Raw genomic sequence first — 26,546 nt, 5'->3', positions numbered from 1 at the left:
AGGGACGCATCATGGACCATTTTGCATCTGCGCCCGCCCTGTCCTATAAGGGCGGCATGGCGATCTTTCCCCGTCCCGTTTCCCCCAAAAATGCGCTTGGCGATTTCTGGGGCTATTTCAAGCAGCAGCGGCAGCATAAATGGCCGTTGCTGGGCGTGTCCGTTGCGCTGACCTATGTCATCATCTGGACGTTCGTGGTCGATGCGAACACCAACACGATGCCGACGCGCAACAAGATCATCTATGTCCAGAGCTGGGACGCGAACCGGTCCGACGCCGCGATCATCCTGCAGCAGAAGATCGACTTCGCCAAGCGGGAGGCCGCGCTGCAGAAGCAGCAGAAGAAGATGCAGGGCTTCGCCGACGCCTTCGGCATTGAATGGCGCGACGAGGAAGCCCGCAACACCGCCCGCCGGAAGGAAGCGGTCAAGCAGATCGACGCGCTGCTGGACGAGCGACTGGCCAAGGCCGAAGCGACCGAGAAGACGCCGATCGTTGCGCCGGCGGGAGCCGCCCGGCCCTGAACGACGCGTCCCCACACCCACAGGTAACGCCCGCTCAGGATCGGCGCTATATGAGCGCCGCCATCGCTCTGTCGGGGCGCGGGCGCGGCCTTTCCACCCCCAATCCCAATGTCGGCTGTCTGATCGTCCACGATGACAGGATCGTGGGGCGCGGCTGGACCCAGAAGGGCGGCCGCCCCCATGCCGAGGCGCAGGCGCTGGACCAGGCGATGGACCGGGCCGCCGGCGCGACCGCCTATGTGACGCTGGAGCCGTGTTTTCATCTGTCTCCGCGTGGGCCGCGCTGCGCCGACCTGATGGCGCGCGCCGGCATCGCCCGCATGGTAATCGCCCTGCGCGATCCCGATCCGCGCACCGACGGACAGGGTGCGGCCTGGCTGCGCGACCGGGGCGTCAAGGTGGAGATGGGCCTGATGGCGGACGACGCCGCGCGCGCCATGGCCGGTTTCGTGCTGCGCCAGACGCTGGGGCGGCCGCATGTTACGCTGAAGCTCGGCCTCTCGCTCGACGGGCGAATCGCGCTGGCGGACGGATCGAGCCGATGGATCACCGGGCCGGACGCGCGCGCCCATGCCCATATGGAGCGGGCGCGGCATGACGCCATATTGGTGGGCGGCGGCACCTTAAGGGCGGATGCCCCGAAGCTGGACGTACGGCTGGCGGGGCTGGAAGCGCGGTCGCCGCGCCGCGTGCTGATGAGCCGGGGCGATGCGCCGGATGGCTGGACGCGGATCGGCGCGCCGGAGGAGATTGCGGCGCTGGAGCGGGTCGATCATCTGCTGGTGGAGGGCGGGGCGGAGACGGCCGCCGCCTTCCTGCGCGCCGGGCTGGTCGACCGGCTGCTGCTCTATCGCGCGCCGATCGTCATCGGGTCGGGGCTGGCCGGGATCGGCGACATCGGGCTGTTCGATCTGGCCGATGCGCATGGCCGCTGGCGCATGACCGACAGCCGTGCGCTGGGGGTCGATCGGCTGGAGGTTTACGAGGCGGTTCGGAGCGCTTAGATCAGCCCCAAACTCACCCGTTCGGGCTGAGCGAAGTCGAAGCCTATCACTGAGCGAAGCGAAGTGGCCTCCCATGGTCGGCCGCACCCTTCGACTTCGCTCAGGGCGAACGGAAGATTGGATTGGGGCAACATGTTCACCGGCATCATCACCGACATCGGGACCATCCGCAGCCATGAACAGCGCGGCGACCTGCGACTCGTCATCGGCAGCGCCTATGATATGGACGGCGTCGCCATCGGCGCGTCGATCGCCTGTTCGGGTGCCTGCCTGACGGTGGTGGAAAAGGGTGTGGACTGGTTCGCGGTGGACCTGTCGGCCGAAACGGTCGCGCGCACCGCGCCCGGCCTGTGGGACGAGGGCGGCCGGCTGAATCTGGAACGAGCGCTCAAGGTCGGTGACGAACTGGGCGGGCATATCGTGACCGGCCATGTCGACGGCATCGGCCATCTGGTGTCGGCGGTACGCGAAGGCGATTCGACCCGGCTGACGATCAAGGCGCCCGCCGACCTCGCCGCCGCGCTCGCCGCCAAGGGATCGATCACGCTGGACGGCATTTCGCTGACGGTCAACAGCGTCGACGACCAGGCCGACGGCAGCGTGCATTTCGGATTGAACATCATCCCGCACACCGCCGCCGCGACCACGCTGGATGCGCTGCCGGAGGATCGGACCTTCAATCTGGAGATCGACGTGCTGGCGCGGTATCTCGACCGGATGCAAAGCCTTCGCAACCGCAGCATGTGATTATAGCTTGAATTAATCACACTACAGTGTGATATGCGACGCCATCCCGCTTGTGGGAAGGAGTCGTTCCATGTCCTCTGCCCTTATCGATACCGTCCGCAATCTCGTCACCGACGGCGGCATGTCCCGTTCCGGTCTGGCGCGCGCCGCCGGGCTGCACGCCAATTCGCTGCGCAAGCTGGGCGAAAGCGACTGGAACCCGACTGCCGACACGCTGGGCAAGCTGGAATCCTACCTGCTCAAGCGCGAGGGCGGCACCGCGCTCGCCAGCCCGGAAGAAATCATCAACGAAGCCCGCAACGGCCGCATGTTCATCCTGGTCGACGACGAGGATCGCGAGAATGAGGGGGACCTGGTGATCCCCGCGCAGATGGCGACGCCCGACGCGATCAATTTCATGGCCACGCACGGCCGCGGCCTCATCTGCCTGGCGCTGACCAAGAGCCGGACCGAGGAACTGGGCCTGGACCTGATGAGCCGCAACAACGGCACCCGGCATGAAACCGCCTTCACCGTGTCGATCGAGGCGCGCGAAGGCGTGACGACCGGCATCAGCGCGGCCGACCGCGCCCGCACCGTGTCCGTGGCGATCGACGGGTCCAAGGGCAAGGTCGATATCGTCACGCCCGGCCATGTCTTCCCATTGATCGCCAAGGATGGCGGCGTGCTGGTGCGCACCGGCCATACCGAGGCGGCGGTGGACGTCGCGCGGCTGGCCGGCCTCAACCCGTCGGGCGTCATCTGCGAAGTGATGAAGGACGACGGCACGATGGCGCGTCTCGACGACCTCATCCCCTTCGCCCAGAAACACAAGATGAAGATCGGCACGATCCGCGACCTGATCGCCTATCGCCGCCGCCACGACCATATGATCGAGCGGCGCGCCGAAACCAGCTTCGACAGCCGCTGGGGCGGCGACTGGAAGGCGATCAGCTTCTATAACAAGGCGACCCAGACCGAGCAGCTGGTGCTGCAGAAGGGCCATGTCGATCCCGACAAGCCGACGCTGGTGCGGATGCATCAGATGTCGCCGCTGAGCGACACGTTCGGCAAGCTGGGCGCGCGCGCCGGCCTGCTGCCCCGATGCATGGAAATCATCGGTGAGGAAGGCGCGGGCATCATCGTCATCCTGCGCGGCGACGAACCCGACATGCTGACCCGGATGCTACAGCATAATGCCGGCATCGTGCAGGGCGACATGGATGAATTGCGCAACTATGGCGCGGGCGCGCAGATCCTGGCGGATCTGGGCGTGCACGACATGATCCTGTTGACCAACAGCCATCACAGCCTGATCGCGCTTGACGGCTATGACCTGGCCGTGGTTGGCCAGCGCCCGATCGAGCTGTAAAAGGATATATCGCCATGGCAAAATTCCTGATCGTCGAAGCCCGCTTCTACGACCATCTGAACGACCTGTTGATCGAAGGCGCTAAAGCCGCGCTGGACGAGGCAGGCCATAAATATGATGTGGTGACGGTGCCGGGCGCGCTGGAAATCCCCGGCGCGATCGCGCTGGCTGCGGAAAGCGGCCGTTATGACGGCTTCGTCGCGATCGGCGTGGTGATCCGCGGCGAAACCTATCATTTCGAAGTGGTGTCGAACGAAAGCGCGCGCGGCCTGATGGCGCTGAGCATGGATGCGATCGCGATCGGCAACGGCATTTTGACGGTCGAGAATGAAGCGCAGGCGCTGACCCGCGCGAAGCCGACCGAAAAGGACAAGGGCGGCGAAGCGGCCAAGGCGGCGATCGCCATGCTGGCCTTGCGCGAACGCTTCGGCATGTGACAAAAAAGGGGACTCCTTAACGAGCCCCCTTTTTTTCTTCGGTAGGCGTGCGGGGTTCAGGCGTCCGCCTTTTCCTGCGCCAGCGTCGGATAGTCGGTATAGCCTGCCTCGCCCTGCCCGTACCATGTCGCCATCGGCTGCGTCGGGTTGAGCGGGGCGCCGATGCGGAACCGTTCGACCAGATCGGGATTGGCCATCAGCGGGCGGCCAAAGCTGATCGCGTCGGCGAGGCCGCTGGCCAGATCCGCCTGCGCCCGGTCGATGTCATAATCGCTGTTCAGGATCAGCGGCCCCTTGAAATGCCGGCGAATGAGCGGCGACTGGCGCGGCACGTCGGTCCGGCCGAAGGTGCCGTCCGGCCCCGGCTCCCGCAATTCCAGCGAGGCGATGCCGATCGCGTCCAGCACAGCGGCGGCATGGGCGAACAGACTGGCGGGGTCGCTGTCGTTCACGCCCTGGCTCTCGCCATTGGGGGACAGGCGCACCGATACCCGATCGGTGCCGATCGCATCCACCACCGCCTGGGTCACTTCCGCCAGCAGCCGCACGCGATTTTCGACGCCGCCGCCATATTGGTCGGTGCGGAAATTGGCGTTGTCGCGCAGGAACTGGTCGATCAGATAGCCGTTCGCGGCATGTATCTGGATCCCGTCGAACCCGGCAGCGATCGCGTTGTGCGCGGCGCGGACATAAGTGTCGATCAGGCCGGGAATTTCGTCCAGGCCGAGCGGCCGTGCGGTTTCGAACGGCTTCTTGCCCTCATAGCTATGCGCGTCGCCGGCGGTTGCAGTCGCGCTGGACGATACCGGCTGTTCGCCCGTCACGCTGCTATGAACCTGACGCCCCATATGCCAGAGCTGGACGATGATCCGTCCGCCCGCATCATGGACGGCTTGCGTCACCGGCCGCCATGCGGCAACCTGCTCGTCGGACCAGATGCCCGGCGCATAGGGCCAGCCCAGTCCCTGGCGCGAAATGCCGGTCGCTTCGCTGATGATCAGGCCCGCCGAGGCGCGCTGGCGATAATAGTCCACCATGATCGGGGTGGGCACATGGTCGCGGGTGGCGCGGCCGCGGGTCAGCGGAGCCATCAGGATGCGGTTGGGCGCATCGACGGCGCCGATCTGGACGGGATCGAACAGGGTCGTCATGAAAATCTCCTCCATCATAGTTGCAATTTGCAACGGGACTTGATGCGTAAAGCCAGCTAGGGAGCCGGCATGTCGAGTTCAACCCCCGTCGCGCGGATCGATATGCCGCGCCTCGCCTTTCCGGCGCTGGTGCTGGCCAATCTGATTTTGCCGCTGGGTCCGGTGCTGGTGCGCCTGTCCGATGTCGGACCGGTGGCGGCGGCCTTCTGGCGGCTCGCGCTGGCCCTGCCCTTCCTGCTGCTGCTGGCGCGACCAGGCATCCGACGCACGCCGCCGACGCGGGGCGAATGGATGGCTTTGGTGCTGGCGGGCCTGGTCTTCGCCGCCGACCTCGCCGCCTGGCATGTCGGCATTCTCTATACAAAGGTCGCCAATGCCACGATCTTCGGCAATATGAGCGGGCTGTTCCTGCCCGTCTGGGGCATGCTGGTGCTGCGCCAGAAACCCCGCGGCCTGCAAGCGGCCGCGCTGGCGCTGGCGGGCGCCGGGGCGCTGGTCATGATGGGCGGCAGCTATGAGCTGTCGATCGGCAATCTGAAAGGCGACCTGCTCTGCCTGGTCGCAGGCATCCTCTACACCGCCTATCTGCTGATCGTGCAGCGGGTGCGCGGGCGGCTGGACAGCTGGTCGGTGCTGACGGTGTCGAGCGTGGTGAGCGCGCCGGCGCTGCTGCTATGCGCGCTGGCGCTGGGCGAAAAGGTGATGCCGGGCGACTGGACGCCGTTGATTGTGCTGGCGCTGTCGAGCCAGCTGATCGGCCAGGGGCTGCTGACCTATGCGATCGGCTGGTTCTCCCCGCTGGTGCTGGGCGTCAGCCTGCTGCTGCAGCCGGCGGTCGCGGCGGCGCTGGGCTGGCTGCTGTTTGGCGAATGGCTCAGCCCGATCGACATGGTCGGCACGGCGGCGGTCGCGGCGGCGCTGGTGCTTGTGCGCCTGCCGTCGCGGGCCTAGATACGCTTTATGAGCGAAACATCGGACCGCACCCTCGACGAAATCCGCGCGCTTCTGGCTCCGGCCCTGCCGCGCCACGCCGCCTTCGATGGCTGGCGGCCTCCGGCGGTGGCGATGGCCGCGGCGGAACAGGGCATCGATGCGGACATCGCCGCCCTCGCCTTCGCCGATGGCGCGATCGACATGATCGACGCCTGGTTCGCCAGCATCGATGCGCGCATGGTCGAGGCGCTGCCGGCAGACGCGCTGGCGGCGCTGTCGATCCGCAAAAAGATAATGGCGCTGGTCGAAGCGCGACTGGCGCTGCTGGCGCCCGATCGGGAGGCGCTGCGCCGCGCGATCGCGATCCTGGCGCTGCCGACCAACGCGGTCCGCGCTGGAAAACTGGGCTGGCGCGCGGCCGACGTCATGTGGCGCGCGGCGGGCGATAGCGCCACCGATCTGGCCCATTACAGCAAGCGCACGACCTTGACCGCCGTCTATGCCGCCACCCTGCTGGTGTTCGTGGATGACGAGAGCGAGGACCATGCGGACAGCCGCGCCTTCCTGGCCCGCCGGATCGAGGATGTGATGCGCTTCGAAAAGTTCAAGGCGAAGGTCAAGGGCGCGGGCGGTGGCGAGCGGCTGAGCCTGTCGCGCTTCATCGGCCGGCTGCGTTATCCCGCGGTGTGATCTGCCGTGGCCGCAGGCGATTCGCGCTGGTCATTTGGTAAAGGTATTGATAGTCACTCGCAGAAATAGCCTGCGAGTATCATCCCCTTGCGTTTGACCGACCTGCCGTTGCGCCAGCCCGCCTATGTCGACCTGATCGACTGGTCCGCCATCACCCCGTCCGAAGGCCAGCGCCTGCGCGAATTCGGTCTGTGCGAAGGGGCGAGCGTGGAGGCGCTGCACCATGGCGGCATGATCCTGAAAGGCCCGATCGCCTGCCGCATCGGCCGCATGACCATCGCCATGCGGCGCAGCCATGCCGCCGCGGTGACGGTACGCACCGGACCGGAGGCTATTGGGCCGGAGAAGGCCGCATGAGCGCGCTGCCGCTCGTCGCGCTGGTCGGCAATCCGAATGCCGGCAAGAGCGCGCTGTTCAACGCCCTGACCGGCGCCCGGCAAAAGCTGGGCAATTATCCCGGCGTCACCGTCGAGCGCAAGGCGGGGCGGCTGGCCCTGCCCGACGGCCGCCCGGTCGAACTGGTGGACCTGCCCGGCACCTACAGCCTCGACCCCAACAGCCCGGACGAACAGGTCACGCGCGACGTCGTGATGGGCAAGCAGGCGGGCGAAAAGCGGCCGGACGCCTTGGTGATCGTGGTCGACGCCGCCAATCTCGACAATCATCTGCGCTTCACGCTGGAATTGCTGGCGCTCGGCCTGCCGACCGTCGTCGCCCTGAACATGGTCGACCTTGCCACCCGCGACGGGCTGGAACTGGACGCCACCGTGCTGTCGCGCGAACTGGGCGTGCCGGTGATATCGACCGTGGCGGTGCGCAAGCGTGGCCTCGACCATCTGCGCCAGGAATTGGAAGGGGTGCTGAACGGCGCGCCGCCGACCTATCCGACCGGACCCGAACGGGGCTTCGACGCGGTGCGCAAGGAGGCCGGCCGCATCGCCCGCGCAGCCATCGTGCGCGAAACGCCCTCGCGCCGGCTGACCGCCGCAGTCGACCGGGTGGCGCTGCATCCCGTTTTCGGGCTGCTGCTGCTGCTCGGCCTGTTGTTCGTCATGTTCCAGGCCGTCTATAGCTGGTCCGAAGCGCCGATCGCGATGATCGAGGGCGTGGCCGAAGCCATAGCCAATATGGTGCGCGGCGCCCTGCCCGACGGCATCTTCCGCTCCTTCCTGGTCGATGGCGTCATCAACGGCGTCGGATCGGTGGTGGTGTTCCTGCCGCAGATCCTGATCCTCTTCTTCTTCATCCTGATGCTGGAAGCGACCGGCTATATGGTCCGCGCCGCCTTCCTGATGGACGGATTGATGGCCAAGGTCGGCCTGTCCGGCCGCGCCTTCATCCCGCTCTTGTCCTCCTTCGCCTGCGCCATTCCCGGCATCATGGCGACGCGGACCATCGCCGACCCCAGGGACCGGCTGACCACGATCCTGATCGCGCCGCTGATGACCTGTTCGGCGCGACTGCCGGTCTATGCCGTCATCATCGGCGCCTTCATCCCCGCGCGCGACGTGTTTCCGGGCGTCGGCCTGCAGGGCTTCGTCCTCTTCTGCCTCTATCTCGCCGGTATCGTCGGCGCGATGCTGGTGGCGCTGGTGCTTCGCCTCACCGTGACCAAGGGCGCAAGTGGCGGCTTTCTGATGGAAATGCCCAAATATCAATGGCCCCGGCCGCAGGATATCCTGCTCGGCCTGTGGCAGCGCGCGGTGATCTTCCTCAAGCGCGCCGGCACGATCATCTTCACCTCGACCGTGATCCTGTGGCTGCTCCTGAGCTTCCCGCGCGTGCCCGACGGCGATCCCACCAGCCAGGTCGACCATTCGATCGCCGGCCGGATCGCCAGCGGCCTCAACGTCATACTGGAGCCGATCGGCTTCAACCGCGACATTTCGCTGGCGCTGATCCCGGCGATGGCGGCACGCGAGGTCGCGGTGTCGGCGCTGGCCACCGTCTATTCGATCGACGCGGGCGATGACGAGGCGCTGCTGGAACGGAGTCTCGGCGACCGGCTGAAGGACCAGTGGCCGCTGCCCACCGCGCTCGCCTTCCTCGCCTGGTTCATCTTCGCGCCCCAGTGCATATCCACCATCGCCGTGACCCGGCGCGAGACGAACGGCTGGAAATGGCCGTTGTTCATGGTCGGCTATCTATTCGCCCTGGCCTATGTCGCGGCGGGCATTACCTACTGGACCGCGACGGCGTTGGGTTTGGGATAGCTTCTTCCGCCTAGACGGCGAAAGCGGCGAGTCTATAAGAGCGGCTTTATAAGCTTTCGGAGGAATCATGGCAGGGTCTGTCAACAAGGTCATTCTGGTCGGCAATCTGGGCGCCGACCCGGAGGTCAAGAGCTTCCAGAATGGCGGCAAGATATGCAATCTGCGCATTGCGACGTCCGAAAGCTGGAAGGATCGCATGACCGGGGAGCGCAAGGAGCGCACCGAATGGCATAATGTCGTGATCAACGGCGAAGGCCTGGTCGGCGTGGCCGAGCGCTTCCTGCGCAAGGGCAGCAAAATCTATGTTGAGGGCCAGTTGCGTACCCGCAAATGGCAGGACCAGTCGGGCAACGACCGCTACACGACCGAGGTGGCACTGTCGGGTCCGGGCGCGGTGCTGACCATGCTGGACGGCGCGCCGGGCGGCAGCCAGGGCGGCGGTGGCGGTGGCCGGTCGCAGCAGGGCGTGAGCGACTGGCAGGGCGGGTCGAGCGGCTTTGGCGGCGGCGACTATGACGATTTCGGCGGCGGCGCCGGTGGTGGCCAGGGCGGCGGCTTTGGTGGCGGACGCTCGCAGGGCGGCGGCGCGGCTGGCGGCGGCCGGGCGGGCAGCCCCAATTTCGACAATGATCTGGACGATGAAGTGCCGTTCTGAGCGCATCGCCTATAGCCATGAAAAAGGGCGGCTTCCCATGGGAAGCCGCCCTTTTTCATGGCCTGTCCTGCGTCGGTCAGCGCGCCAGTTCTTCCGTCGCGAAGGCGCGGATATGGTCGCCCAGATCGTCCCGCTCCAGCGCCAGCGCCAGATTGGCCTCGATATAGCCCGCCTTCGACCCGCAGTCGAAGCGGCGGCCGTCGAAGGTCACGCCGTGGAAGGGCTGGCTGCCGATCAGCGACGCCATCGCATCGGTCAGCTGGATTTCGCCGCCCGCGCCCTTTTCCTGCGTTTCCAGGATCTTCATGACTTCGGGCTGGAGGATATAGCGGCCCGGCAGGATCAGGTTGGACGGCGCAGTACCCAGCTTGGGCTTTTCGACCAGGCCCTTCACCTCGGTCAGCACGCCGTCGCGCGCGCCCGGATCGATCACGCCATAGCTGGGCGTCTGGTCCATCGGGATTTCCAGCGCGCAGACCAGATTGCCGCCGACCTTGTCATAGGCGTCGACCATCTGCTTCATGCAGCCATGGCCCGGCGCGCCCTTCATGAACTCGTCGGGCAGCAGGATGGCGAAGGGTTCGTCGCCGATGATGTCGCGCGCCACCCAGATGGCGTGGCCCAGGCCCAGCGATTCCTGCTGGCGCAGGAAGACGGCATTGCCCGGATCGAGCCGCGTCCCCTCCAGCGCCGACAGATCCTTGCCGCGCTCGCGTTGCAAGGTCTCGCATTCGAACGCGATGTCGAAATAATCCTCGATCGCGCCCTTGCCGCGACCGGTCACGAAGATGAACTGCTCGATCCCCGCTTCGCGCGCCTCGTCCACCGCATATTGGATCAGCGGGCGATCGACCACCGGCAGCAATTCCTTGGGCACCGCCTTGGTGGCGGGCAGGAAGCGCGTGCCAAGGCCGGCGACAGGAAAAACGGCTTTACGAATCGGCTTGGTCAAGTTGGAATCCCCTTCACGCGGACGCGATCGGGCCTTGGATTGCCGCCCGTGCAAAAAAGGTCAAGCGCCGCGCATATGTTAGAGCTTTCTGACGCCGACTGAACAGTCGAAGCGTGCAGGATGGAAAGACAAAGACAAGAAAGGCCGCGACCGATCAAGATCGATCGATCACCGCCCTATACGGCGAGGAGACGGCTGGCGACGCCTTCCAGCGCCGCGATTTCGCCATCGAGATAATCAAACGCGACATGCTGGATATTGTTGCGGCTGTCGCGACAGGTGAAACCGCCCGGTTCTGGCTGGTGAAAACCCTGGATGATCAGCGCCCGAAAGCGATCGATCCGCTGCATGTCGCGCTCGATCGCGGAAATTTCGGTCAGCGCGCTGGCGTTGCGCCGGTCGCGCATCGCCACCATCGTGCGCAATTCGGTCATCAGCTTGGCCATGCTCGGCCGGGTCCGGGCGCCTACGGTGCGCACGTCGCCCATGGCGTCGCGCAGCAGGCCGATCTTCGCCTCCAGACTCTGTTCCAGCATCGTCCAGGCGCACACCAGACGCCCCACCGCGCAGAGCAGCGCCGCATCCTCCGGCGCATAATCCGAAACCGCCTTCACATTCACGTCAGAAACCAATTGTACGCCCACGCCCCGATATCTCCTCTTGGCCCAAGCCTTCCGGGTTTGCGGGGCAAAAGACCAGAGGGATGGCGTTGGCTCCCCGCAGCGGCGGCACGGGCCATCGGCAGCCGTGCAAAATCGACGGCGAGCCGAGTCGGGCCAGCGGGATCAAGGGTTTAGAGCCGCACGACCGGGGCGATCGACAGGCGGTCGACAGGCGGGCGACAGGCGGTTTCGCCGGGTGCCGGTCGTCAGAAATCGATCGCGATGCCCTTGCGCTCCCAATCGCCATATCGCACCGGGCTCATCGCCTCGTCATGCGGCGTGGGACGGTCCAGCGGATCGGGCTGGGGTACGGGCGGATTCTTGGACAGATGGGCGGGCGGCTTCACATGCGCGGGGCGCTGGCCGTTGAAGGTTCCCATGGTGGCGGCCTTTCGATTGCGACGGGGCGATATCACCCCCATATTCAGGACTGACAGGCTATCTGGGCCGACAAGGAGGCAAGTGCAAGTGAATGGCATGAAGACGACCATGCTGCTGGCGGCGCTGACCGCGCTATTCATGGCGCTGGGCTATACGCTGGGTGGCAGCGGGGGCGCGGTGATCGCGCTGCTGGCAGCGGCGGGCATGAACCTCTTCACCTTCTGGAACGCCGACAAGATCGTGTTGCGGATGCATGACGCGCGCGAGGTCGATGCGCAAAGCGCCCCCGATTTCTACAATCTGGTGCGCGACCTGGCGCAGCGGGCGCAACTCCCCATGCCGCGCGTCTATATCATCGACCAGGATGCGCCCAACGCCTTCGCAACCGGGCGCAACCCGCAAAACGCCGCCGTCGCCGCCACCAGCGGCCTGCTGGCGACGCTGAGCCGCGACGAGGTGGCGGGCGTGATGGCGCATGAACTGGGCCATGTGCAGAATCGCGACACCCTCATCATGACGATGGTCGCGACGATCGCGGGCGCGATATCGATGCTGGCCAATTTCGGCCTGTTCTTCCGCGGCGGCGGCCGGGAAGAGGGCCATGGTAATATGATCGCCAGCCTGATGGCGGTAATCGTCGCCCCCTTCGCCGCGATGATCGTGCAGATGGCGATCAGCCGCACCCGCGAATATGGCGCCGACCGGGCCGGGGCGGAAATCAGTGGCAATCCCCGTGCCCTCGCCTCCGCCCTCGCCAAGATTGCCGGGCAGGCGCAACGCATCCCCAATCCGGTGGCGGAGCGCAATCCGGCCGCGGCGCAGCTTTATATCGTGCCGACCCATGTCAGCGAACTCTTCTCCACCCACCCTGCCACGGAAAAACGCATCGCCGCGCTGCAGGATATGGCGGCGGAGATGGGCGCGCCCGCGATGACGCCCGCGCCGCGCGCCTCCGCGCTTTCTCCGGTAGCGCCGCCCCCACGCCGCCGCAGCGCGCTCGACCCGCACGGGCGCTAATATGGTCGACGAAATCGGCGAGGTCGTCGTCGATGTGGCGGGCGCGGTCCTGCGCCATGCCGGTGGCTTTGTCGTCGATCTGACCGTCGATCATGTCTTTTCCCGTCACACCGCACGCTTCTTCCATGGCGTGGGCCGGCGGCTGATCGCGGTGGTGACGGTCGGGCGCTGCCGCATTCCTTCCTCACTGCGAACCGTGCCCAAGGGCGTGTCCGCACGCCCGCGCCGGTCGGACTGGCTGGCGCTCTGGGTCGGCATATTGTCCTGGATCGCGCTGTTCCTGGGGCTGGGCTTTGGCGTCTCCCATTTTCTTTGATGGCGAAAGCGCGTAGGGGCCGCCCATGTCCCGCCGTCCCGCAATCCGCCCCGAAGATGTCCCCGGCCTGCCCGCCCGCCGCGCGGCGCTCAAACTGCTCGATGCGGTGCTGCGCCGGGGCGATCCGCTGGAGCTGGCGCTGCATGGCGCGGCGCAGGGCCTGGCCCCGGCCGACCGCGCGCTGGTCCATGCGATCGCGGCCGAAACGCTGCGCCACCTGCCCGATCTCGACGCGCTGATCGACGGCGCGACCAAGCAGATTTTGCCGCCTGATGCGAAGGCGCGGATGGTGCTGCGCATCGCGCTCGTCCAGACGCTGGTGCTCGACACCCCGGCCCATGCCGCCATCGCCACGGCGCTGCCGCTGGTCGATGGCGGGCCGCGCAAGCTGGTCCATGGCGTGTTCGGCACAGTGACGCGCGGCGACCCCGCCCTGCCCTCGCCCCCGACCCTGCCCGCGCAGGTCGCCGAACGCTGGAGCGCTCAATGGGGCGAGGCTATGCCGCAGGCCGCCGCCCACGCCTATGCGATCCGGCCGCCGATCGACATCAGCTTGCGCGATCCGGCCGAGACAGCGACATGGACAGCCCAACTCAATGGCGCGTCCTTCGCCCCCGGCCATGTGCGCCTGTCCGAAAGCGCGGCCATACCCGCCTTGCCCGGCTTCGCGGAAGGCGCCTGGTGGGTGCAGGATGTCGCCGCCGCCTGCGCCGCGCGCCTGCTGGGGCCGGGCGACGACCGTGCCGTGCTGGACCTGTGCGCCGCGCCGGGCGGCAAGACGATGCAACTGGCCGCGGCCGGCTGGCGCGTTACCGCGATCGACCAGTCAAAGAAGCGGCTGGAGCGGCTGACCGAAAATCTCGCGCGCACCAGCCTGACCGCCGAGGTTACGACCGCCGATCTGCGGACATGGGAGCCGGATGCACCGGTGGACGCGATCCTGCTCGACGCGCCCTGCACCGCGACCGGCATCTATCGCCGCCATCCCGACGTGCTGCACCGCATCGGCCCGCGCCAGATTGCGGAGATGGCCGAGGTGCAGGGCGCACTGCTCGCCCGCGCCGCCGACTGGCTGAAGCCGGGCGGCCGGCTCATCTACGCCACCTGTTCGCTGGAGCGGGCCGAGGGCGAAGAACAGGTCGAACGCTTCCTGGCCGCCCGCCCCGACTGGATGCTGCTGCCGGTCGAACCCGGCGAAACGCCCGAGGGCATCGCGCCTGCGGAGCAGGGCTGGTTGCGGACATTGCCGGACACGCTGGCGGCCGAGGGCGGGACGGACGGATTTTTCATCGCGAGGCTTGCAAAGAAGGCGAACTAAGCATTAACCATGAGGAGCTTAGAGAGGATTTTCCCGCGTTAAAGGTGCCCTGTGCGTCCGATCGAGCCTCTTCCTCTGAATCATAGCTGGCCGCTCTACGACCTGCGGGAACATCTTGCGCCGGTGCTGCTCGATTCCAGCATCGCCCGCAACGATGCGGCGCTGGCGGAACGCGGGCTTGGGTTGTGGCATTGCAACCTGGCCGACAACGCACTGAGCTGGACCGCCGGGGTCTATGACATATTCGGGCTGGAACGGGACAGTGCGGTCTCCCGTCCGCTGTCCGTCTCGCTCTATGCCCCGGAATCGCGCGACGCGATGGAGCGGTTGCGCGCCTACGCCATCCGCCACAAGCGCGGCTTCACCCTCGACGTCGATATCAACCAGATCGACGGCGCGGGCCAATGCGCCATGCGACTGATCGCCGCGCCGGTGCTGGACGATGACGGGATCGTGGTCGGACTGCATGGCGTCAAGCAGTTGCTGCCCCGCGGCGCGCCCGCATCCCAACGGCTGGACCCCACGATTTTCGTGATGCTCTGACGGGCAGCGGATGCCTGCCGGAAACAATCGCGAATCGCCTGCAAATGTCCGTTGCCCTCGCCTGCGGTGGCGATTAAGGCGAACGGTTAATGACCCGTTCCATTCTCATCTCGCCCTCCATCCTCTCCGCCGACTTCGCCCGCCTGGGCGAGGAGGTCCGCGCCATCGACGAAGCGGGCTGCGACTGGGTGCATATCGACGTCATGGACGGGCATTTCGTCCCCAATATCACCATTGGCCCGAACGTGGTGAAGGCGCTGCGCCCGCACACGACGAAGGTCTTCGACGTCCATCTGATGATCTCTCCGGTCGACCAGTATCTCGAAGCCTTCGCCGCCGCCGGGTCCGACATCATCACCGTCCATCCCGAAGCCGGGCCGCACATCCACCGTACCGTCCAGCATATCAGGTCGCTGGGCGTGAAGGCGGGCGTGGTGCTGAACCCCGGCACCCCGGCCAAGATGCTCGACTATCTGATCGATGACGTCGATCTGATCCTGGTGATGAGCGTCAACCCCGGTTTCGGCGGGCAGAGCTTCATCGAAAACCAGCTGCGCAAGATCGAGGCGATCCGCAAGATGATCGACAAGTCGGGCCGCGATATCCATCTGCAGGTCGACGGCGGCATCGATTTCACCACCGCGCCCAAGGCGATCGACGCGGGCGCGGACGTTCTGGTGGCCGGCACCGCCACCTTCCGTGGCGGCCCCTCCGCCTATGCCGACAATATCAGGAAGCTGCGGGGCGGGTGAACGACTATCGGCGCATCGCCAGCCGCTCCACCCCCGACGCTGCACCGGAAGCCGGCGACGATGGCATAGAGCAAGGCAAGCGTCTCATCCGCGTCGCGGATGACAAGGGGCTGTCATTGGCCCAGAAGATCGCCAATCAATTCTATCTACTCAGCTGGAAGACGCCGATCCACGGCCGCAAGCTGCGCGGCAAATATCCGCTGAAGCTGCTGGCGGTGCCCGACGACGCCATCCCCGGCGACGGCCGGGCGGGCGCGGCGATGCGGGCGGGTTATTTCCTGTTCCGCGGCCACAAGCTGCCGGTCGATACGCTCGATTTCGCCAAATTGTCGGTCGGCCCGGCCTTTGCCGACTATCTCCACGGCTTCCGCTGGCTGCGCGACCTTGCCAGCAGCGCGACCCGCGAACAGGGTGCGCCGATCGCCGAAAACATCATGCGCAAATGGCTGGCGGCCCATCACGAAACGCCCAGCGAACCGGCCTGGCGCGCGGACAATGCCGGCTGGCGGCTGCTCTTCTGGACCGCCCACGCGCCGCTGATCCTTTCGTCCAGCGACCTCGTCTATCGCTCGCTGGTGCTGAACTGCATCGCCCGCACCGCGCGCCACCTCGACCGCAGCGCCGACAAGGCGCCGATGGGCCTGCCCCGGCTGGTCGCCTGGTGCGGCATCGTCGCCGCCGCGCTGCTGATCCCCGGCGGGGCGGCACGCAAGCTGTTCGGCGAAGCCGGCCTGAAGCGCGCGATCGACAGCGGCTTCCACCCTGACGGCGGCATCGTGTCGCGCTCCCCGCTGGCGCAACTGGAAGCGGTGATGCTGCTATCCATGCTGCGCGCCGTCTATGACGTGCGGCGTGAAGCCCCCCCGGCCTGCCTGACCGAAGGATTGAACCGCGCGGTCCCGGCGCTGCTGGGCCTCGCCCATGGCGATGGTGGCCTGGGCAACTGGCAGGGTTCCGGCGCGATCGACCCCGACCTGGTGTCCGCCGTGGTCGCGGCGAGCCAGGTGCGCGCCCGACCGCTGCGCCAGGCGCGCGACTGGGGCTATCAACGGATCGCAGCGGGATCGACCGTGCTGCAGATCGACGCTGCCCCGCCCCCGGTCGCGCGCCTCGCCGAGGCGGGCTGCGCATCGACCGGCGCGATCGAGATCAGCGACGGCCCTCTGCGGCTGGTGGTCAATTGCGGCGGCGCAGCGCTGGAAGGGGCGTGGATACCGTCCGACCTGGCCCAGGGACTGCGTACCACCGCGGCGCACAGCACGCTGATCCTCAACGACAATAATTCGACCGCGCTGCTGCCCGACGGGACGCTGGGCAAGGGCGTGACCGAGGTCGAGCTGAACCGGCAGGAGCTGGACAATGGCAGCCGGCTGGACCTGTCGCATGACGGCTATGTCCGACGGCTGGGCTATGTCCACCGCCGCCTGCTGATGATGAGCGGCGACGGCAAGGAGATCCGCGGCGAGGATATGCTGACCCCGGCGCAGCGGCGGCGCAAGCCCGCGAAACAGCCGGTACAACTGCGCTTCCACCTCGCGCCGGGCGTCGAGCCGACGCTGACGGCGGACAGCCAGGGCGCACTGCTGCGCATCGATCTGGGCGCACTCTGGCAATATCGTACCGGCGCGGGCGTGCTGAGCATCGAGGACAGCCTGTGGGTCGACGGCGACGGCCGCCCCCATCCGACCAAACAACTGGTCGTGACCAGCGAAGCGCTGCCCGGCGGATCGAGCATCGGCTGGATTTTCAAGCGGGTCGGGTGAGGCCGGTTGGATCGCGGGTCGTCTGAAAACGACCAGAAATTGCCAGTCGTCGCGTGTGCTGTAATTCTTGATTGCCGACGTTCTGTGCATAGTTCAAATTCAGATAATGGCCGATCTGTCTAAATCTGAACGCATGGAACTGCGGCGAGCGTTGGGAAACCGAGTTGTTCATGAGCCATATGTGCCGCCTCGGCATCGTGGCCCGGAATGCCTCTGGCCACATGCTTGCTTCGAATGCCGGAAGTCATGGAAGCTGACTGAGGAAGCGAGCGCTATATGCCCGGAATGCAGGGCTAACCTCCATTGGATGGGGCGTGCATTTAAGGTGCCTCGAAAATCGGACGTTGAGCAATGGGCCAAGGTCCAAGCGCTCTGGAACGCGGGATTTCGCTTCATCAATCATACCCGATGGCGAGATATCGAGGCTATGCCAGAACGACTACGCGACGTTGAGGACTTCATTCGCCGCAATCCCCAGCATCCCTTCCGTGTAAGCGGATAACGTCTGCTATCGGTGAATTTTTTCGAAAACCTGACGGGCGCCTGACCACCCAAATCGGCCATATCTCTGCAGGTTCACCACCAAGAGTCAGGCACTTTTGCCTTGGCGCTCCCCGTCACTGCCCCGCAGCGGGCTTCAAATATCTGTCGAACCACGCCACCGTCCGCGTCAGCGAATCGAGCTGGTTCTCGCGCTTCTGGAAACCATGGCCCTCGGCGGGGTAGAAGATGGTTTCGACCACATTCCCCTTCGCCTTCAATATGTCATGCACTTCCTGCGCCTGCCCGCGCGGCACGCGAATGTCGTTTTCGCCCTGGATCGTCAGCAGCGGCGCTTTGGCGGCACGGATATAGGTGAGCGGCGACGCCGCGTCATAGACTTTGGGGTCGCTTTCCGGCGTGCCGAGCAGTCCGCGCTGATAGGCTTTCAACTCTTCGTCCTGGTCGCGATACATGGTGCGCCAGTTGATGATGCCGAACCATTGCACCGCAGCCGCGAATTCGTCGGGCGCGCGGCCGATCGCCATCAGCGTCATGAAGCCGCCATAGCTGCCGCCGAAGATGCCGACGCGCTTGGCATCGACATAGCCGGTCTTCACCAGGAAATCCTTGGCCGCGATCGTGTCTTTCAGGTCGCCGCCGCCCAGATCCTTGTAATTGCCGTCCTGGAACGCCTTGCCATAGCCGGTCGAGCCGCGGAAATTGGGCTGGATCACCACATAGCCGCGGCTGGCGAAGGCGGTGGCGTAGCGGCTGTAGCCATCCTGCGCCTGCCCGGTGGGGCCGCCATGGGGCAGTACGATCGCGGGATTGCCGCCGTCGCGCTTCAGATTGGCGGGCATGGTGACAATCGCGCTGACCAGCGTGCCGTCGAAGCTCTTGTAAGTGACGACGGTCGATTTGGGCAGCACGTCGGGCTGGAGGCTGGCGATGGCGAGTTGGGTCGCGGGCCGCGACCCGCCGGTCGCCAGATCGTAGAGATAGAGGTTGGCCGGCGAATCCGCGCCCGAATGATTGACCATCAATGTGCGGCCGTCAGGCGATCGCGGTTCGCGGCCGACGGGATAATTGACGCCCGGCGGGATCGGCAGCGCAGTTTCCGCGCCGGTCGCCAGATCATAGGCGTAGAGCATGCTGCGGGTATCGGCGTTGGTGCCGAAGATCAGCGTCTTGCCGTCGCGGGTGAAAAGGCTGGCGGTCTGCTCCCATGGTGTGGGTTTCAGCCAGGTCCAGCGTTTGGCGGCGACATCATACAGCCCGGCATGAATCTGGCCGGTGCCGACGTCGGTGTTGACCGCGATCCATTTGCCGTCGGCGGTCGCGTCCGCCGCATCATAGACCGTATCGGCCTTGGCGATCAGCTTGGTCGCGGCGCCGCTCGCGACGTCGATCCGCCACACTTCGCCCACCTTGGAATCGATACGGTCGCGATTGGCGATCAGCGCCTTGCCGCCATCGATCCAGGCGATCGGCGTCCAGCCATATTGCGGGTCGGCCTCCTGCGTCAGCACGCGCACCGCGCCGGTCGCGTCCATCACCGCGACATTGGTCTGGCCCTGCGACTTGAGCTTCGTCGACAGCGCGACCAGCCCGCCGACCGGGCCGGGCAGCATCCCGCTCTCACGCCTGTCGGGCGTGTTCGTCAGATTCTCGACCGCGCCGCCGTCTACCGACACGCGATAGATGTCGCTATATTCGTTGCCGCCGACATCCTGCTGGAAATAGACATAATGGCCGTCCGCCGATGCGGTGAGGCCGGTCTGCGCGTCGTCGGACTGGGTGAGCTGGACCGGCCAGCTACCCGCCGTGTCGGTCCGCCAGATATTGGTGCGCCCGGTCAGGTTGGTCGCGACGAAAATCTGCTTGCCGTCGATGCTCCACGCCACGCTGCCCAGGGTGCGCGATGCGCCGATGTCCGCCACCGGTACGGCGCGCGCCTTGGGATTGACGGGCGATTGCAGGCTGGCGGGATCGGTGACGGGGCGGTGGGGGGTGGCGATCTGGGCGATGGCGGGGTGCGCGGCGGGGAGCGCCATGAGCAACGGCAAGGCGGTGGCGGCAAGCAGACGGCGCATGGTGACTCCCCCAACTGTGATAGCGTGGCAGGACACTATCGACGCGGTGTCCCAAGCCAAGCGGAATCGCGCTTTCGTACTGTATTTTTACGCTGCCGGGGCTTATGGGGCTGGCGCAAAGCCGTCCTGCCCTTTGCCTGTAGAAAGCCCCTGTCCATGACCGACGTCCCCATCAAGCGCGCCCTCCTGTCCGTGTCCGACAAGGCCGGCCTGATCGAACTGGGCCGGGCATTGGGCCAGCATGGCGTCGAACTGGTGTCGACCGGCGGCACCGCCAAGGCGTTGCGCGAGGCGGGGCTGGCGGTCATGGATATTTCCGACCTCACCGGCTTCCCCGAAATGATGGACGGCCGCGTCAAGACGCTGCATCCCAAGGTCCATGGCGGCCTGCTCGCCGTGCGGGGCAATCCCGAGCATGTCGCATCGATGGACGAACATGCAATCGGCGCGATCGACCTGGTGGTCGTCAATCTCTATCCCTTCGCTGCGACCGTTGCCAAGGGCGCCGAGCGCGAGGAGATCATCGAGAATATCGACATCGGCGGTCCGTCGATGGTGCGCTCCGCGGCCAAGAATCATGAAAGCGTCGCCATCGTCACCGATCCGGCCGACTATGCCCGGCTGATCGCCGAGATGGCGGAAAAGGGCGGCGCGACCAGCTACGACTTCCGCCGGATGCTCGCGGCCAAGGCCTATGCCGCCACCGCCGCCTATGATTCGATGATCGCCAGCTGGTTCGCCTTCGCCGACCAGGGCACGATGTTCCCCGACACGCTGGCGGTGGCGAGCAGGCTGGGCACGACCCTGCGCTACGGCGAAAATCCGCACCAGTCCGCCGCGCTCTATCTGCCCACCGGTCCGTCGGCGAAGGGCATCGCCCAGGCGCAACAAATCCAGGGCAAGGAACTGAGCTACAATAATTATAACGACGCCGACGCCGCGCTGGAGCTGGTCAGCGAGTTTCGCGATGGCCCGCCCACGGTCGTCATCGTCAAGCACGCCAACCCCTGCGGCGTGGCGACCGGCGAGACGCTGATCGAGGCCTATGAGGCCGCGCTCGCCTGCGACAGCGTGTCGGCCTTTGGCGGCATCATCGCCGTCAACCGCCCGCTCGACGGCCCGACCGCCGAAGCGATCAGCGGCATCTTCACCGAAGTCGTCGCCGCGCCCGACGCGAATGACGAAGCCAAGGCGATTTTCGCCAAGAAGAAGAATCTGCGCCTGCTGCTGACCGGCGACCTGCCCGATCCGGCCCGCCCCGGCCTGCAGATCAAGAGCATCGCCGGCGGCCTGCTGGTCCAGAGCCGCGACAACGGTCAGGTGACGGAAGATGCGCTCAAGCTCGTCACCAAGCGCGCGCCGACGGGGCAGGAGCTGAAGGATTGCCTCTTCGCCTGGACCGTCGCCAAGCATGTGAAGTCGAACGCCATCGTCTATGCCAAGGACGGCAGCACCGCGGGCGTGGGCGCGGGTCAGATGAACCGCCTCGAATCCGCGCGCATCGCCGCGTGGAAGGCGAAGGACGCCGCCGAAAAGGCCGGCTGGACCACGCCGCGCACGATCGGGTCTGCGGTCGCTTCCGACGCCTTCTTCCCCTTCGCCGACGGCTTGCTGGCGGCGGTGGAAGCCGGCGCCACGGCAGTGATCCAGCCGGGCGGGTCGATCCGCGATGACGAGGTGATTGCGGCCGCGGACGAGGCCGGTCTGGCGATGGTCTTCACCGGGATGCGCCACTTCCGCCACTAAGGTTGATGCGGGTGCGAAGCCAATCCCTTCGCACCCGCAAAATCGCGGAAAACCGCCAATTTTTATCAATTGGCCTCTTTTCATCCGCACCGGCAAGGCCTATTTAGGACAAGACCCTACTTCCACGTCAGACGTGGGGCAGACAATTAGAAAACATGTTCGACAGGAGACTTGGATGACCAGAAAGACGTGGGTGGCGCTGGCCGCCACGATGGCCCTTGCGCTGCCCGGCGTGGCGAGCGCCGGCAGCAATGACATGGATGTGATCGTGGACGGCCATGCCGGCACGGAAACGCGCACTCTCGCCGTGTCGGTGGCCGACCTCAACCTCGCCAGCACCAACGGTATGCGCCGCGCCGATTCGCGCCTTGTCCGCGCCTCCAAGCAGGTGTGCGGCTGGGTCAACGGATCGATCCTGCCCGCGACCGACGATTATCGGAGCTGCTTCGGCAGTGCGATCGACGGCGCGCGCAGCGACCTCAGTACGCTGGCCCAGCGCCGGAGCTGACATCATAGCGCCTTCCCCGCACGAAGGGGAACTGCAGGGGGCCGCTCGACGCAAGTGGGGCGGCCCTTTGTCATGTCGGGCATCCGGCGCACGCCACATGCTTACCGTGCATTAACCACTCCTTAGAGGATTTCCTTCACTCCGGCAGGCACGAACGATCTTTCGGGGGAATAGCCTGCCATGCCGCGTACCGATCAAAGCGTCGACGTTGCCATCATCGGCGCCGGCCCTGCGGGCCTGACCGCCGCCTATTTGCTGACCAAGCAGGGGCTGCGCGTCACGGTGATCGAAAAAGACCCGGTCTATGTCGGCGGCATCAGCCGCACGGTCGAGCTGGACGGGTTCCGATTCGATATTGGCGGGCATCGCTTCTTTTCCAAGTCGCAGCAGGTCGTCGACCTTTGGAACGAGATATTGCCCGACGACTTCATCCAGCGTCCGCGGATGAGCCGTATCTATTATGAAGGCAAATTCTACAGCTATCCGCTGCGCGCGTTCGAGGCGCTGTGGAATCTGGGCGTCTGGCGCTCCACCCTGTGCATGGCGAGCTTCGCCAAGGCCAGACTGTTCCCCAATCGCAACGTCCGCTCCTTCCAGGACTGGACCGTCAACGCCTTCGGCCACAAGCTCTTTTCCATCTTCTTCAAGACCTACACCGAAAAAGTGTGGGGCATGCCCTGCGACGAAATGTCGGCCGACTGGGCGGCGCAGCGGATCAAGGGCCTGTCGCTCTGGGGCGCGGTGGTCGACGGGCTGAAGCGCTCGCTCGGCCTCAACAAGCGGCCCAATGACGGCATGGCGACCAAGACGCTGCTGGAGACGTTCCGCTATCCGCGCCTTGGCCCCGGCATGATGTGGGAAGCCGCGCGCGACCGGGTGGTCGAGGGCGGCAACCAGATACTGATGGCGCACAGCTTCAAGCGGCTGGAGGAAGATCAGGCGAACGGCGCATGGCGCCTGGTGGCGCAGGGGCCGGAGGGCGATGTCGTCATCAACGCCGCCCATGTGATCTCGTCGGCGCCAATGCGCGAACTGGCCGGGCGCATCCACCCGCTGCCTGACACGCTGCCCCAGGCGATGGACCTCAAATATCGCGACTTCCTGACCGTCGCGCTGATGGTGAAGGGGGAGGATATCTTCCCCGATAACTGGATCTATATCCACGACAGCAAGGTGCAGGTCGGCCGCATCCAGAATTTCCGTAGCTGGTCGCCCGAAATGGTGCCCGATCCCTCGCTCGCCTGCGTGGGCCTGGAATATTTCTGCTTCGAGGGCGACGGCCTCTGGGCCGCGGCCGATGCGGATTTGATCGCGCTCGCCACCCGCGAGATGGCGCAACTCGGCCTGTGCAGCCCCGACGATGTCGTCGGCGGCGCCGTAGTGCGGCAGGAAAAGGCCTATCCCGTCTACGACGACGACTATGCCGCCAATGTGCTGGCGATGCGCAGCGAACTGGAAGCGCGTTATCCGACGCTGCATCTGGTCGGCCGCAACGGCATGCACCGCTACAACAATCAGGACCATGCGATGATGACGGCGATGCTGACCGTGCGCAACATCGTCGCGGGCGCGCGCGTCCATGACGTGTGGCAGGTCAATGAGGATGCCGAATATCATGAGGCGGGCGAAGAAGGCCAGGACGCCGACGCGCAGGCCGCGCTGACCAGCGTCCGCGCCGTGCCATCGCGGCTGAAGGCGGCCTGATCCCCATGGCGGAGCGGATTGGCGCGCTGGTCGCGCGGCTGATGTTCGCCCGCTATCTGCTGGCGAGCATCGCCGCGCTGGCAAGCGACTTCGCCACCTTTCTGGCGCTGGATCATAGCGGCGCCTGGCCGGTGGTCGCGGCGCTGGGCGGCTATACGGTCGGCCTCATCGTCCATTGGATCATCTCCGTCCGCTTCGTCTTCGACCTGGGGGACGGCCCCACGCACAGCCAGCGCATCGGCTTCATCGCCAGCGCGATGATCGGCATGGGCATCACCATGGCGCTGGTCGGCGCGCTCAGCGCTCTTGGCCTGTCGCCGGCCCTCGCCAAGCTGGCGTCGGTCCCGGTCAGCTTCCTGTCCGTCTATGCGATCCGAAAATATGGCATATTCGCGCGCGGCTGACGCGCCGCGCGCCGCGCTGTCGGCGCTGCTCGCCTGGCTGCTGTGCAGCATGGCGATGCTCTGGCTGTTCCACGGCGATTTTGCCACACTTGCCTTTCGCGATCCCGACGATGCGATGCGGCTGGCGCAGATACGCGACTGGATCGGCGGGCAGGCATTCTGGGACGTCAGCCAGCACCGGGTGAATCCGCCCGTCGGCGGGCCGATGCACTGGTCGCGGATCGTCGATATGCCGATCGCGGCGCTGATCCTGCTGCTGCGGCCGATGATCGGCTTGGGCAGCGCGGAACTGGTCGCCTGCGCGGTCGTGCCATTATTGCTGCTCGGCGCACTGACCGCCGCGCTGTTCGTCGCGGCGCGGCGGGTAGCGGGTCGCGGCATCGCCTTGCTCGGCGTCGCCCTCCTGCTGACCAGCCCCAGCATATTGGTGCAGTTCACCCCGCTTCGGATCGACCATCATGGCTGGCAGATCGCGCTGGCGACGCTGGCGCTGTGCGGCGCGCTCGATGCGCGGCCGGCGCGCGGCGGGATCGTCGCGGGTCTCGCGCTGGCGCTCTGGCTGCAGATTTCGAGCGAGGCGCTGCCGTATGCGGTGCTGTTCGCAAGCGCCTTCGCCCTGCGCCACTGGATGGCGCGGGAGCAGGCGCCCCGCTTCATCGGCTTTGCGGCCGTGCTGGGTGGGGCCGCGCTCATATTGCTGGCGCTGCTGCGCGGGCCGCAGGCGCTGTTCGATGGAAAGTGCGACGCGCTGTCCTTCGTCTATCTCTGGCCGCTGGTGGCGCTGGCCCTGACGACGGCGATCGCAGCGCGACTGATCGGCGCAGCGACCGCAGGCCATCGCCTGGGCATTGCCGCGATGGGCGGCGGCGCGGCGCTGGCGACCTTCCTCGTGACCGGCGGGCCGTGCCTGTCGGGCGACCCCTTCGCCGCGTTGGGACCAATCGCCTACAAGCTCTGGTATCTGCAGGTGATGGAGGGACGGCCGATCTGGGAACAGAGCCTGTCGATGCAGGGGGTGATCCTGCTGCCCTCGCTGCTGGGGCTTTATGCCAGCCTGATCGCCGCACGCGCGCACCGGGGCGATGCGCGGATGCGCTGGCTGGTGCTGGCGCTGCTGCTCGCCGGGTCGACCTTGGTGGCGCTGCTGGTGATGCGGGCGCTGTCGGTCGCCCATGTCTTCGCGCTGCCGGGCATCGCCTGGCTCGTGGCGCGGCTGTTCCTCAAAGTGCAGTCATCGCGCGCCGCGCTGGTGCGGGTGACGGGATCGGTGGCGCTGGTGTTGCTGACTCCGGCGGGCCTGTGCGCCGCCTGGGTGGCGGTGGCGGCCAAGCCCGAACCGGCCAAGGCGGCAAGCGCCAACTGCCGCGCCGCCAGCGTGCTGGCGCCGCTAAAGGCGCTACCGCCCGCCACCTTGTTCGCGCCGCTCGACCTTGGCCCCGACATCCTCGTCCAGACGCGCCATAGCGTCATCGGCACCGCGCATCATCGCAATGCGGCGGGCATTACCGCGGTGATCGAGGGGTTCGTCGATGCGCCGGCCCAGGCCCGCGCCGTCATCGCGCGGACGAGCGCGGCCTATGTCGTCACCTGCGAAGGACTGACCGAATATCGGCTTTATGGGCAGGAGAATGGACAGGGTCTGGCGGCGCTGCTGGCAAAAGGATCGCCGCCCGACTGGCTGCAGCCGCTCCCCGCGAAAAGCCCGCTCCGCATATGGCGGATCAGGCGGGACTGAACGTCATCGCCACGCCGTTCATGCAGTAACGCTTGCCGGTCGGCCGCGGCCCATCGTCGAACACATGGCCCAGATGGCCGCCGCAACGCGCGCAATGGACTTCGGTGCGGGCATAGCCCAGCAGGCCGTCGCGACTGGTGCCGACCGCCCTGGGCAGCGGCGCCCAGAAACTGGGCCAGCCGGTGCCGCTGTCGAACTTGGTCCTGGAACTGAAAAGCTTCTGGTCGCAGCCGGCGCAGGCGAAGATGCCGGCGCGATGCTCGTCGTTGAGTGGACTGCTGCCGGGATATTCGGTCGCCTGCTGGCGCAGCACCTTATAGCCCCAGGGGCTGAGCCGCTTCTTCCATTCCGCATCGCTCAAGGCGAAAGGATAGGCCGCCTGCGCCTTTTCGGGCAGCAATTGCCACAAGGCCAAAGCCACTGCGCCAGTCGTGACGCCACCCAGGAAATGCCGTCTGTCCATC

General features: G+C 66.3%; 27 protein-coding genes. 21 read left to right on the top strand and 6 right to left on the bottom strand.

Annotation, left to right across the window (positions count from 1 at the left end):
* Positions 1 to 11 precede the first annotated feature (11 nt).
* The 5 genes from SBA_RS03755 to ribH all read left to right on the top strand — a co-directional run bounded on the left by SBA_RS03755 (position 12) and on the right by ribH (position 4,063).
* Positions 12 to 524, top strand: coding sequence for a hypothetical protein (locus SBA_RS03755; RefSeq protein ID WP_261935937.1), 513 nt, complete (start codon positions 12 to 14; stop codon positions 522 to 524).
* A 50-nt stretch (positions 525 to 574) separates the two neighbouring features.
* On the top strand, positions 575 to 1,528 hold the full coding sequence (gene ribD, locus SBA_RS03750) for a bifunctional diaminohydroxyphosphoribosylaminopyrimidine deaminase/5-amino-6-(5-phosphoribosylamino)uracil reductase RibD (protein WP_224546428.1): 954 nt from the start codon (positions 575 to 577) through the stop codon (positions 1,526 to 1,528).
* A gap of 132 nt (positions 1,529 to 1,660) precedes the next feature.
* The gene (locus SBA_RS03745) at positions 1,661 to 2,275 is read left to right on the top strand and encodes a riboflavin synthase (protein ID WP_261936672.1); all 615 of its coding nucleotides are present in this window, start codon (positions 1,661 to 1,663) and stop codon (positions 2,273 to 2,275) included.
* Positions 2,276 to 2,345: 70 nt separating this feature from the next.
* Positions 2,346 to 3,626, top strand: coding sequence for a 3,4-dihydroxy-2-butanone-4-phosphate synthase (ribB, locus tag SBA_RS03740; protein ID WP_224546429.1), 1,281 nt, complete (start codon positions 2,346 to 2,348; stop codon positions 3,624 to 3,626).
* Positions 3,627 to 3,640: 14 nt separating this feature from the next.
* Positions 3,641 to 4,063, top strand: coding sequence for a 6,7-dimethyl-8-ribityllumazine synthase (gene ribH / locus SBA_RS03735; protein WP_224546430.1), 423 nt, complete (start codon positions 3,641 to 3,643; stop codon positions 4,061 to 4,063).
* Positions 4,064 to 4,119: 56 nt separating this feature from the next.
* On the opposite strand, the gene SBA_RS03730 is transcribed toward ribH, so the two are convergent.
* Positions 4,120 to 5,214, bottom strand: coding sequence for an alkene reductase (locus SBA_RS03730; RefSeq protein ID WP_261935936.1), 1,095 nt, complete (start codon positions 5,212 to 5,214; stop codon positions 4,120 to 4,122).
* Between the two features lie 69 nt (positions 5,215 to 5,283).
* On the opposite strand from SBA_RS03730, the gene SBA_RS03725 reads away from it, so the two are divergent.
* The 5 genes from SBA_RS03725 to ssb all read left to right on the top strand — a co-directional run bounded on the left by SBA_RS03725 (position 5,284) and on the right by ssb (position 9,705).
* Positions 5,284 to 6,165, top strand: a complete 882-nt coding sequence (locus SBA_RS03725) for a DMT family transporter (RefSeq protein WP_261935935.1) — start codon at positions 5,284 to 5,286, stop codon at positions 6,163 to 6,165.
* 9 nt (positions 6,166 to 6,174) lie between these two features.
* Complete coding sequence (locus tag SBA_RS03720; protein ID WP_261935934.1) at positions 6,175 to 6,837, top strand: COQ9 family protein; 663 nt, start codon at positions 6,175 to 6,177, stop codon at positions 6,835 to 6,837.
* Positions 6,838 to 6,924: 87 nt separating this feature from the next.
* Positions 6,925 to 7,194: a FeoA family protein gene (locus SBA_RS03715; protein WP_224546436.1), complete on the top strand. Its 270-nt coding sequence runs from the start codon at positions 6,925 to 6,927 to the stop codon at positions 7,192 to 7,194.
* On the top strand, positions 7,191 to 9,050 hold the full coding sequence (gene feoB, locus SBA_RS03710; RefSeq protein WP_261935933.1) for a ferrous iron transporter B: 1,860 nt from the start codon (positions 7,191 to 7,193) through the stop codon (positions 9,048 to 9,050). Before SBA_RS03715 ends, feoB begins: the two co-directional genes overlap by 4 nt.
* Positions 9,051 to 9,117: 67 nt before the next feature.
* Positions 9,118 to 9,705, top strand: coding sequence for a single-stranded DNA-binding protein (gene ssb / locus SBA_RS03705; protein WP_263499443.1), 588 nt, complete (start codon positions 9,118 to 9,120; stop codon positions 9,703 to 9,705).
* A 76-nt stretch (positions 9,706 to 9,781) separates the two neighbouring features.
* On the opposite strand, the gene SBA_RS03700 is transcribed toward ssb, so the two are convergent.
* The 3 genes from SBA_RS03700 to SBA_RS03690 all read right to left on the bottom strand — a co-directional run bounded on the left by SBA_RS03700 (position 9,782) and on the right by SBA_RS03690 (position 11,699).
* Complete coding sequence (locus tag SBA_RS03700) at positions 9,782 to 10,657, bottom strand: UTP--glucose-1-phosphate uridylyltransferase (protein WP_224546439.1); 876 nt, start codon at positions 10,655 to 10,657, stop codon at positions 9,782 to 9,784.
* 176 nt (positions 10,658 to 10,833) lie between these two features.
* Positions 10,834 to 11,301 carry a hypothetical protein gene (locus SBA_RS03695; protein WP_224546440.1) on the bottom strand — a complete coding sequence of 156 codons (468 nt, stop codon included), beginning with the start codon at positions 11,299 to 11,301 and terminating at the stop codon, positions 10,834 to 10,836.
* Between the two features lie 224 nt (positions 11,302 to 11,525).
* A complete protein-coding gene (locus SBA_RS03690; RefSeq protein ID WP_224546441.1) occupies positions 11,526 to 11,699 on the bottom strand; it encodes a DUF1674 domain-containing protein in 174 nt (57 codons plus the stop codon).
* Positions 11,700 to 11,787: 88 nt separating this feature from the next.
* Here SBA_RS03690 and htpX point away from each other — a divergent pair, with 88 nt between their 5' ends.
* The 6 genes from htpX to SBA_RS03660 all read left to right on the top strand — a co-directional run bounded on the left by htpX (position 11,788) and on the right by SBA_RS03660 (position 17,409).
* Entirely contained in the window at positions 11,788 to 12,717 is a 930-nt protein-coding gene (htpX, locus tag SBA_RS03685; RefSeq protein WP_261935932.1) for a zinc metalloprotease HtpX, read from the top strand.
* Position 12,718: 1 nt separating this feature from the next.
* Positions 12,719 to 13,033 (top strand): hypothetical protein, encoded by a 315-nt coding sequence (locus SBA_RS03680; protein ID WP_224546443.1) that lies wholly within the window; start codon positions 12,719 to 12,721, stop codon positions 13,031 to 13,033.
* A 25-nt stretch (positions 13,034 to 13,058) separates the two neighbouring features.
* Entirely contained in the window at positions 13,059 to 14,351 is a 1,293-nt protein-coding gene (locus SBA_RS03675; RefSeq protein WP_261935931.1) for an RsmB/NOP family class I SAM-dependent RNA methyltransferase, read from the top strand.
* A 51-nt stretch (positions 14,352 to 14,402) separates the two neighbouring features.
* Complete coding sequence (locus SBA_RS03670; protein WP_224546445.1) at positions 14,403 to 14,894, top strand: diguanylate cyclase; 492 nt, start codon at positions 14,403 to 14,405, stop codon at positions 14,892 to 14,894.
* Between the two features lie 89 nt (positions 14,895 to 14,983).
* Positions 14,984 to 15,646, top strand: a complete 663-nt coding sequence (gene rpe / locus SBA_RS03665; protein ID WP_261935930.1) for a ribulose-phosphate 3-epimerase — start codon at positions 14,984 to 14,986, stop codon at positions 15,644 to 15,646.
* A complete protein-coding gene (locus SBA_RS03660; RefSeq protein WP_261935929.1) occupies positions 15,643 to 17,409 on the top strand; it encodes a heparinase II/III family protein in 1,767 nt (588 codons plus the stop codon). The genes rpe and SBA_RS03660 overlap by 4 nt, the downstream gene beginning before the upstream one ends.
* Positions 17,410 to 18,026: 617 nt before the next feature.
* Here the strand turns inward: SBA_RS03660 and SBA_RS03655 are convergent.
* Positions 18,027 to 19,985: a S9 family peptidase gene (locus SBA_RS03655; RefSeq protein WP_261935928.1), complete on the bottom strand. Its 1,959-nt coding sequence runs from the start codon at positions 19,983 to 19,985 to the stop codon at positions 18,027 to 18,029.
* A gap of 156 nt (positions 19,986 to 20,141) precedes the next feature.
* Between SBA_RS03655 and purH the strand changes: the two genes are divergently transcribed.
* The 5 genes from purH (at position 20,142) to SBA_RS03630 (ending at position 26,082) form a co-directional block, all read left to right on the top strand.
* Complete coding sequence (purH, locus tag SBA_RS03650; RefSeq protein ID WP_261935927.1) at positions 20,142 to 21,731, top strand: bifunctional phosphoribosylaminoimidazolecarboxamide formyltransferase/IMP cyclohydrolase; 1,590 nt, start codon at positions 20,142 to 20,144, stop codon at positions 21,729 to 21,731.
* Positions 21,732 to 21,906: 175 nt separating this feature from the next.
* Positions 21,907 to 22,239: a UrcA family protein gene (locus tag SBA_RS03645; RefSeq protein WP_224546454.1), complete on the top strand. Its 333-nt coding sequence runs from the start codon at positions 21,907 to 21,909 to the stop codon at positions 22,237 to 22,239.
* A 180-nt stretch (positions 22,240 to 22,419) separates the two neighbouring features.
* The gene (locus SBA_RS03640; protein ID WP_261935926.1) at positions 22,420 to 23,943 is read left to right on the top strand and encodes an NAD(P)/FAD-dependent oxidoreductase; all 1,524 of its coding nucleotides are present in this window, start codon (positions 22,420 to 22,422) and stop codon (positions 23,941 to 23,943) included.
* 5 nt (positions 23,944 to 23,948) lie between these two features.
* On the top strand, positions 23,949 to 24,347 hold the full coding sequence (locus SBA_RS03635; RefSeq protein ID WP_261935925.1) for a GtrA family protein: 399 nt from the start codon (positions 23,949 to 23,951) through the stop codon (positions 24,345 to 24,347).
* Positions 24,325 to 26,082: a hypothetical protein gene (locus SBA_RS03630; protein ID WP_261935924.1), complete on the top strand. Its 1,758-nt coding sequence runs from the start codon at positions 24,325 to 24,327 to the stop codon at positions 26,080 to 26,082. The genes SBA_RS03635 and SBA_RS03630 overlap by 23 nt, the downstream gene beginning before the upstream one ends.
* Here SBA_RS03630 and msrB read toward each other — a convergent pair.
* On the bottom strand, positions 26,069 to 26,545 hold the full coding sequence (gene msrB, locus SBA_RS03625; RefSeq protein WP_224546458.1) for a peptide-methionine (R)-S-oxide reductase MsrB: 477 nt from the start codon (positions 26,543 to 26,545) through the stop codon (positions 26,069 to 26,071). The two genes, SBA_RS03630 and msrB, sit on opposite strands and share 14 nt — an antisense overlap.
* Position 26,546 lies beyond the last annotated feature (1 nt).

The sequence above is a fragment of the Sphingomonas bisphenolicum genome (assembly GCF_024349785.1).
Classification (GTDB): Bacteria; Pseudomonadota; Alphaproteobacteria; order Sphingomonadales; family Sphingomonadaceae; genus Sphingobium; species Sphingobium bisphenolicum.
The sequence above is the reverse complement of the archived record's forward strand: the minus strand, read 5'-3'. Positions and strand labels throughout refer to the sequence as shown.

What these genes read in the sequence shown, in the direction of transcription:
- SBA_RS03720 (WP_261935934.1), top strand. Translation starts at nt 6,175, where the DNA reads ATGAGCGAAACATCGGACCGCACCCTCGACGAAATCCGCGCGCTTCTG.
- SBA_RS03640 (WP_261935926.1), top strand. Translation starts at nt 22,420, where the DNA reads ATGCCGCGTACCGATCAAAGCGTCGACGTTGCCATCATCGGCGCCGGC.
- SBA_RS03655 (WP_261935928.1), bottom strand. Translation starts at nt 19,985, where the DNA reads ATGCGCCGTCTGCTTGCCGCCACCGCCTTGCCGTTGCTCATGGCGCTC.
- SBA_RS03690 (WP_224546441.1), bottom strand. Translation starts at nt 11,699, where the DNA reads ATGGGAACCTTCAACGGCCAGCGCCCCGCGCATGTGAAGCCGCCCGCC.
- ssb (WP_263499443.1), top strand. Translation starts at nt 9,118, where the DNA reads ATGGCAGGGTCTGTCAACAAGGTCATTCTGGTCGGCAATCTGGGCGCC.
- msrB (WP_224546458.1), bottom strand. Translation starts at nt 26,545, where the DNA reads ATGGACAGACGGCATTTCCTGGGTGGCGTCACGACTGGCGCAGTGGCT.
- feoB (WP_261935933.1), top strand. Translation starts at nt 7,191, where the DNA reads ATGAGCGCGCTGCCGCTCGTCGCGCTGGTCGGCAATCCGAATGCCGGC.
- SBA_RS03675 (WP_261935931.1), top strand. Translation starts at nt 13,059, where the DNA reads ATGTCCCGCCGTCCCGCAATCCGCCCCGAAGATGTCCCCGGCCTGCCC.
- SBA_RS03730 (WP_261935936.1), bottom strand. Translation starts at nt 5,214, where the DNA reads ATGACGACCCTGTTCGATCCCGTCCAGATCGGCGCCGTCGATGCGCCC.
- ribB (WP_224546429.1), top strand. Translation starts at nt 2,346, where the DNA reads ATGTCCTCTGCCCTTATCGATACCGTCCGCAATCTCGTCACCGACGGC.
- SBA_RS03755 (WP_261935937.1), top strand. Translation starts at nt 12, where the DNA reads ATGGACCATTTTGCATCTGCGCCCGCCCTGTCCTATAAGGGCGGCATG.
- SBA_RS03635 (WP_261935925.1), top strand. Translation starts at nt 23,949, where the DNA reads ATGGCGGAGCGGATTGGCGCGCTGGTCGCGCGGCTGATGTTCGCCCGC.
- SBA_RS03680 (WP_224546443.1), top strand. Translation starts at nt 12,719, where the DNA reads ATGGTCGACGAAATCGGCGAGGTCGTCGTCGATGTGGCGGGCGCGGTC.
- SBA_RS03645 (WP_224546454.1), top strand. Translation starts at nt 21,907, where the DNA reads ATGACCAGAAAGACGTGGGTGGCGCTGGCCGCCACGATGGCCCTTGCG.
- SBA_RS03745 (WP_261936672.1), top strand. Translation starts at nt 1,661, where the DNA reads ATGTTCACCGGCATCATCACCGACATCGGGACCATCCGCAGCCATGAA.
- rpe (WP_261935930.1), top strand. Translation starts at nt 14,984, where the DNA reads ATGACCCGTTCCATTCTCATCTCGCCCTCCATCCTCTCCGCCGACTTC.
- SBA_RS03725 (WP_261935935.1), top strand. Translation starts at nt 5,284, where the DNA reads ATGTCGAGTTCAACCCCCGTCGCGCGGATCGATATGCCGCGCCTCGCC.
- ribH (WP_224546430.1), top strand. Translation starts at nt 3,641, where the DNA reads ATGGCAAAATTCCTGATCGTCGAAGCCCGCTTCTACGACCATCTGAAC.
- ribD (WP_224546428.1), top strand. Translation starts at nt 575, where the DNA reads ATGAGCGCCGCCATCGCTCTGTCGGGGCGCGGGCGCGGCCTTTCCACC.
- SBA_RS03630 (WP_261935924.1), top strand. Translation starts at nt 24,325, where the DNA reads ATGGCATATTCGCGCGCGGCTGACGCGCCGCGCGCCGCGCTGTCGGCG.
- purH (WP_261935927.1), top strand. Translation starts at nt 20,142, where the DNA reads ATGACCGACGTCCCCATCAAGCGCGCCCTCCTGTCCGTGTCCGACAAG.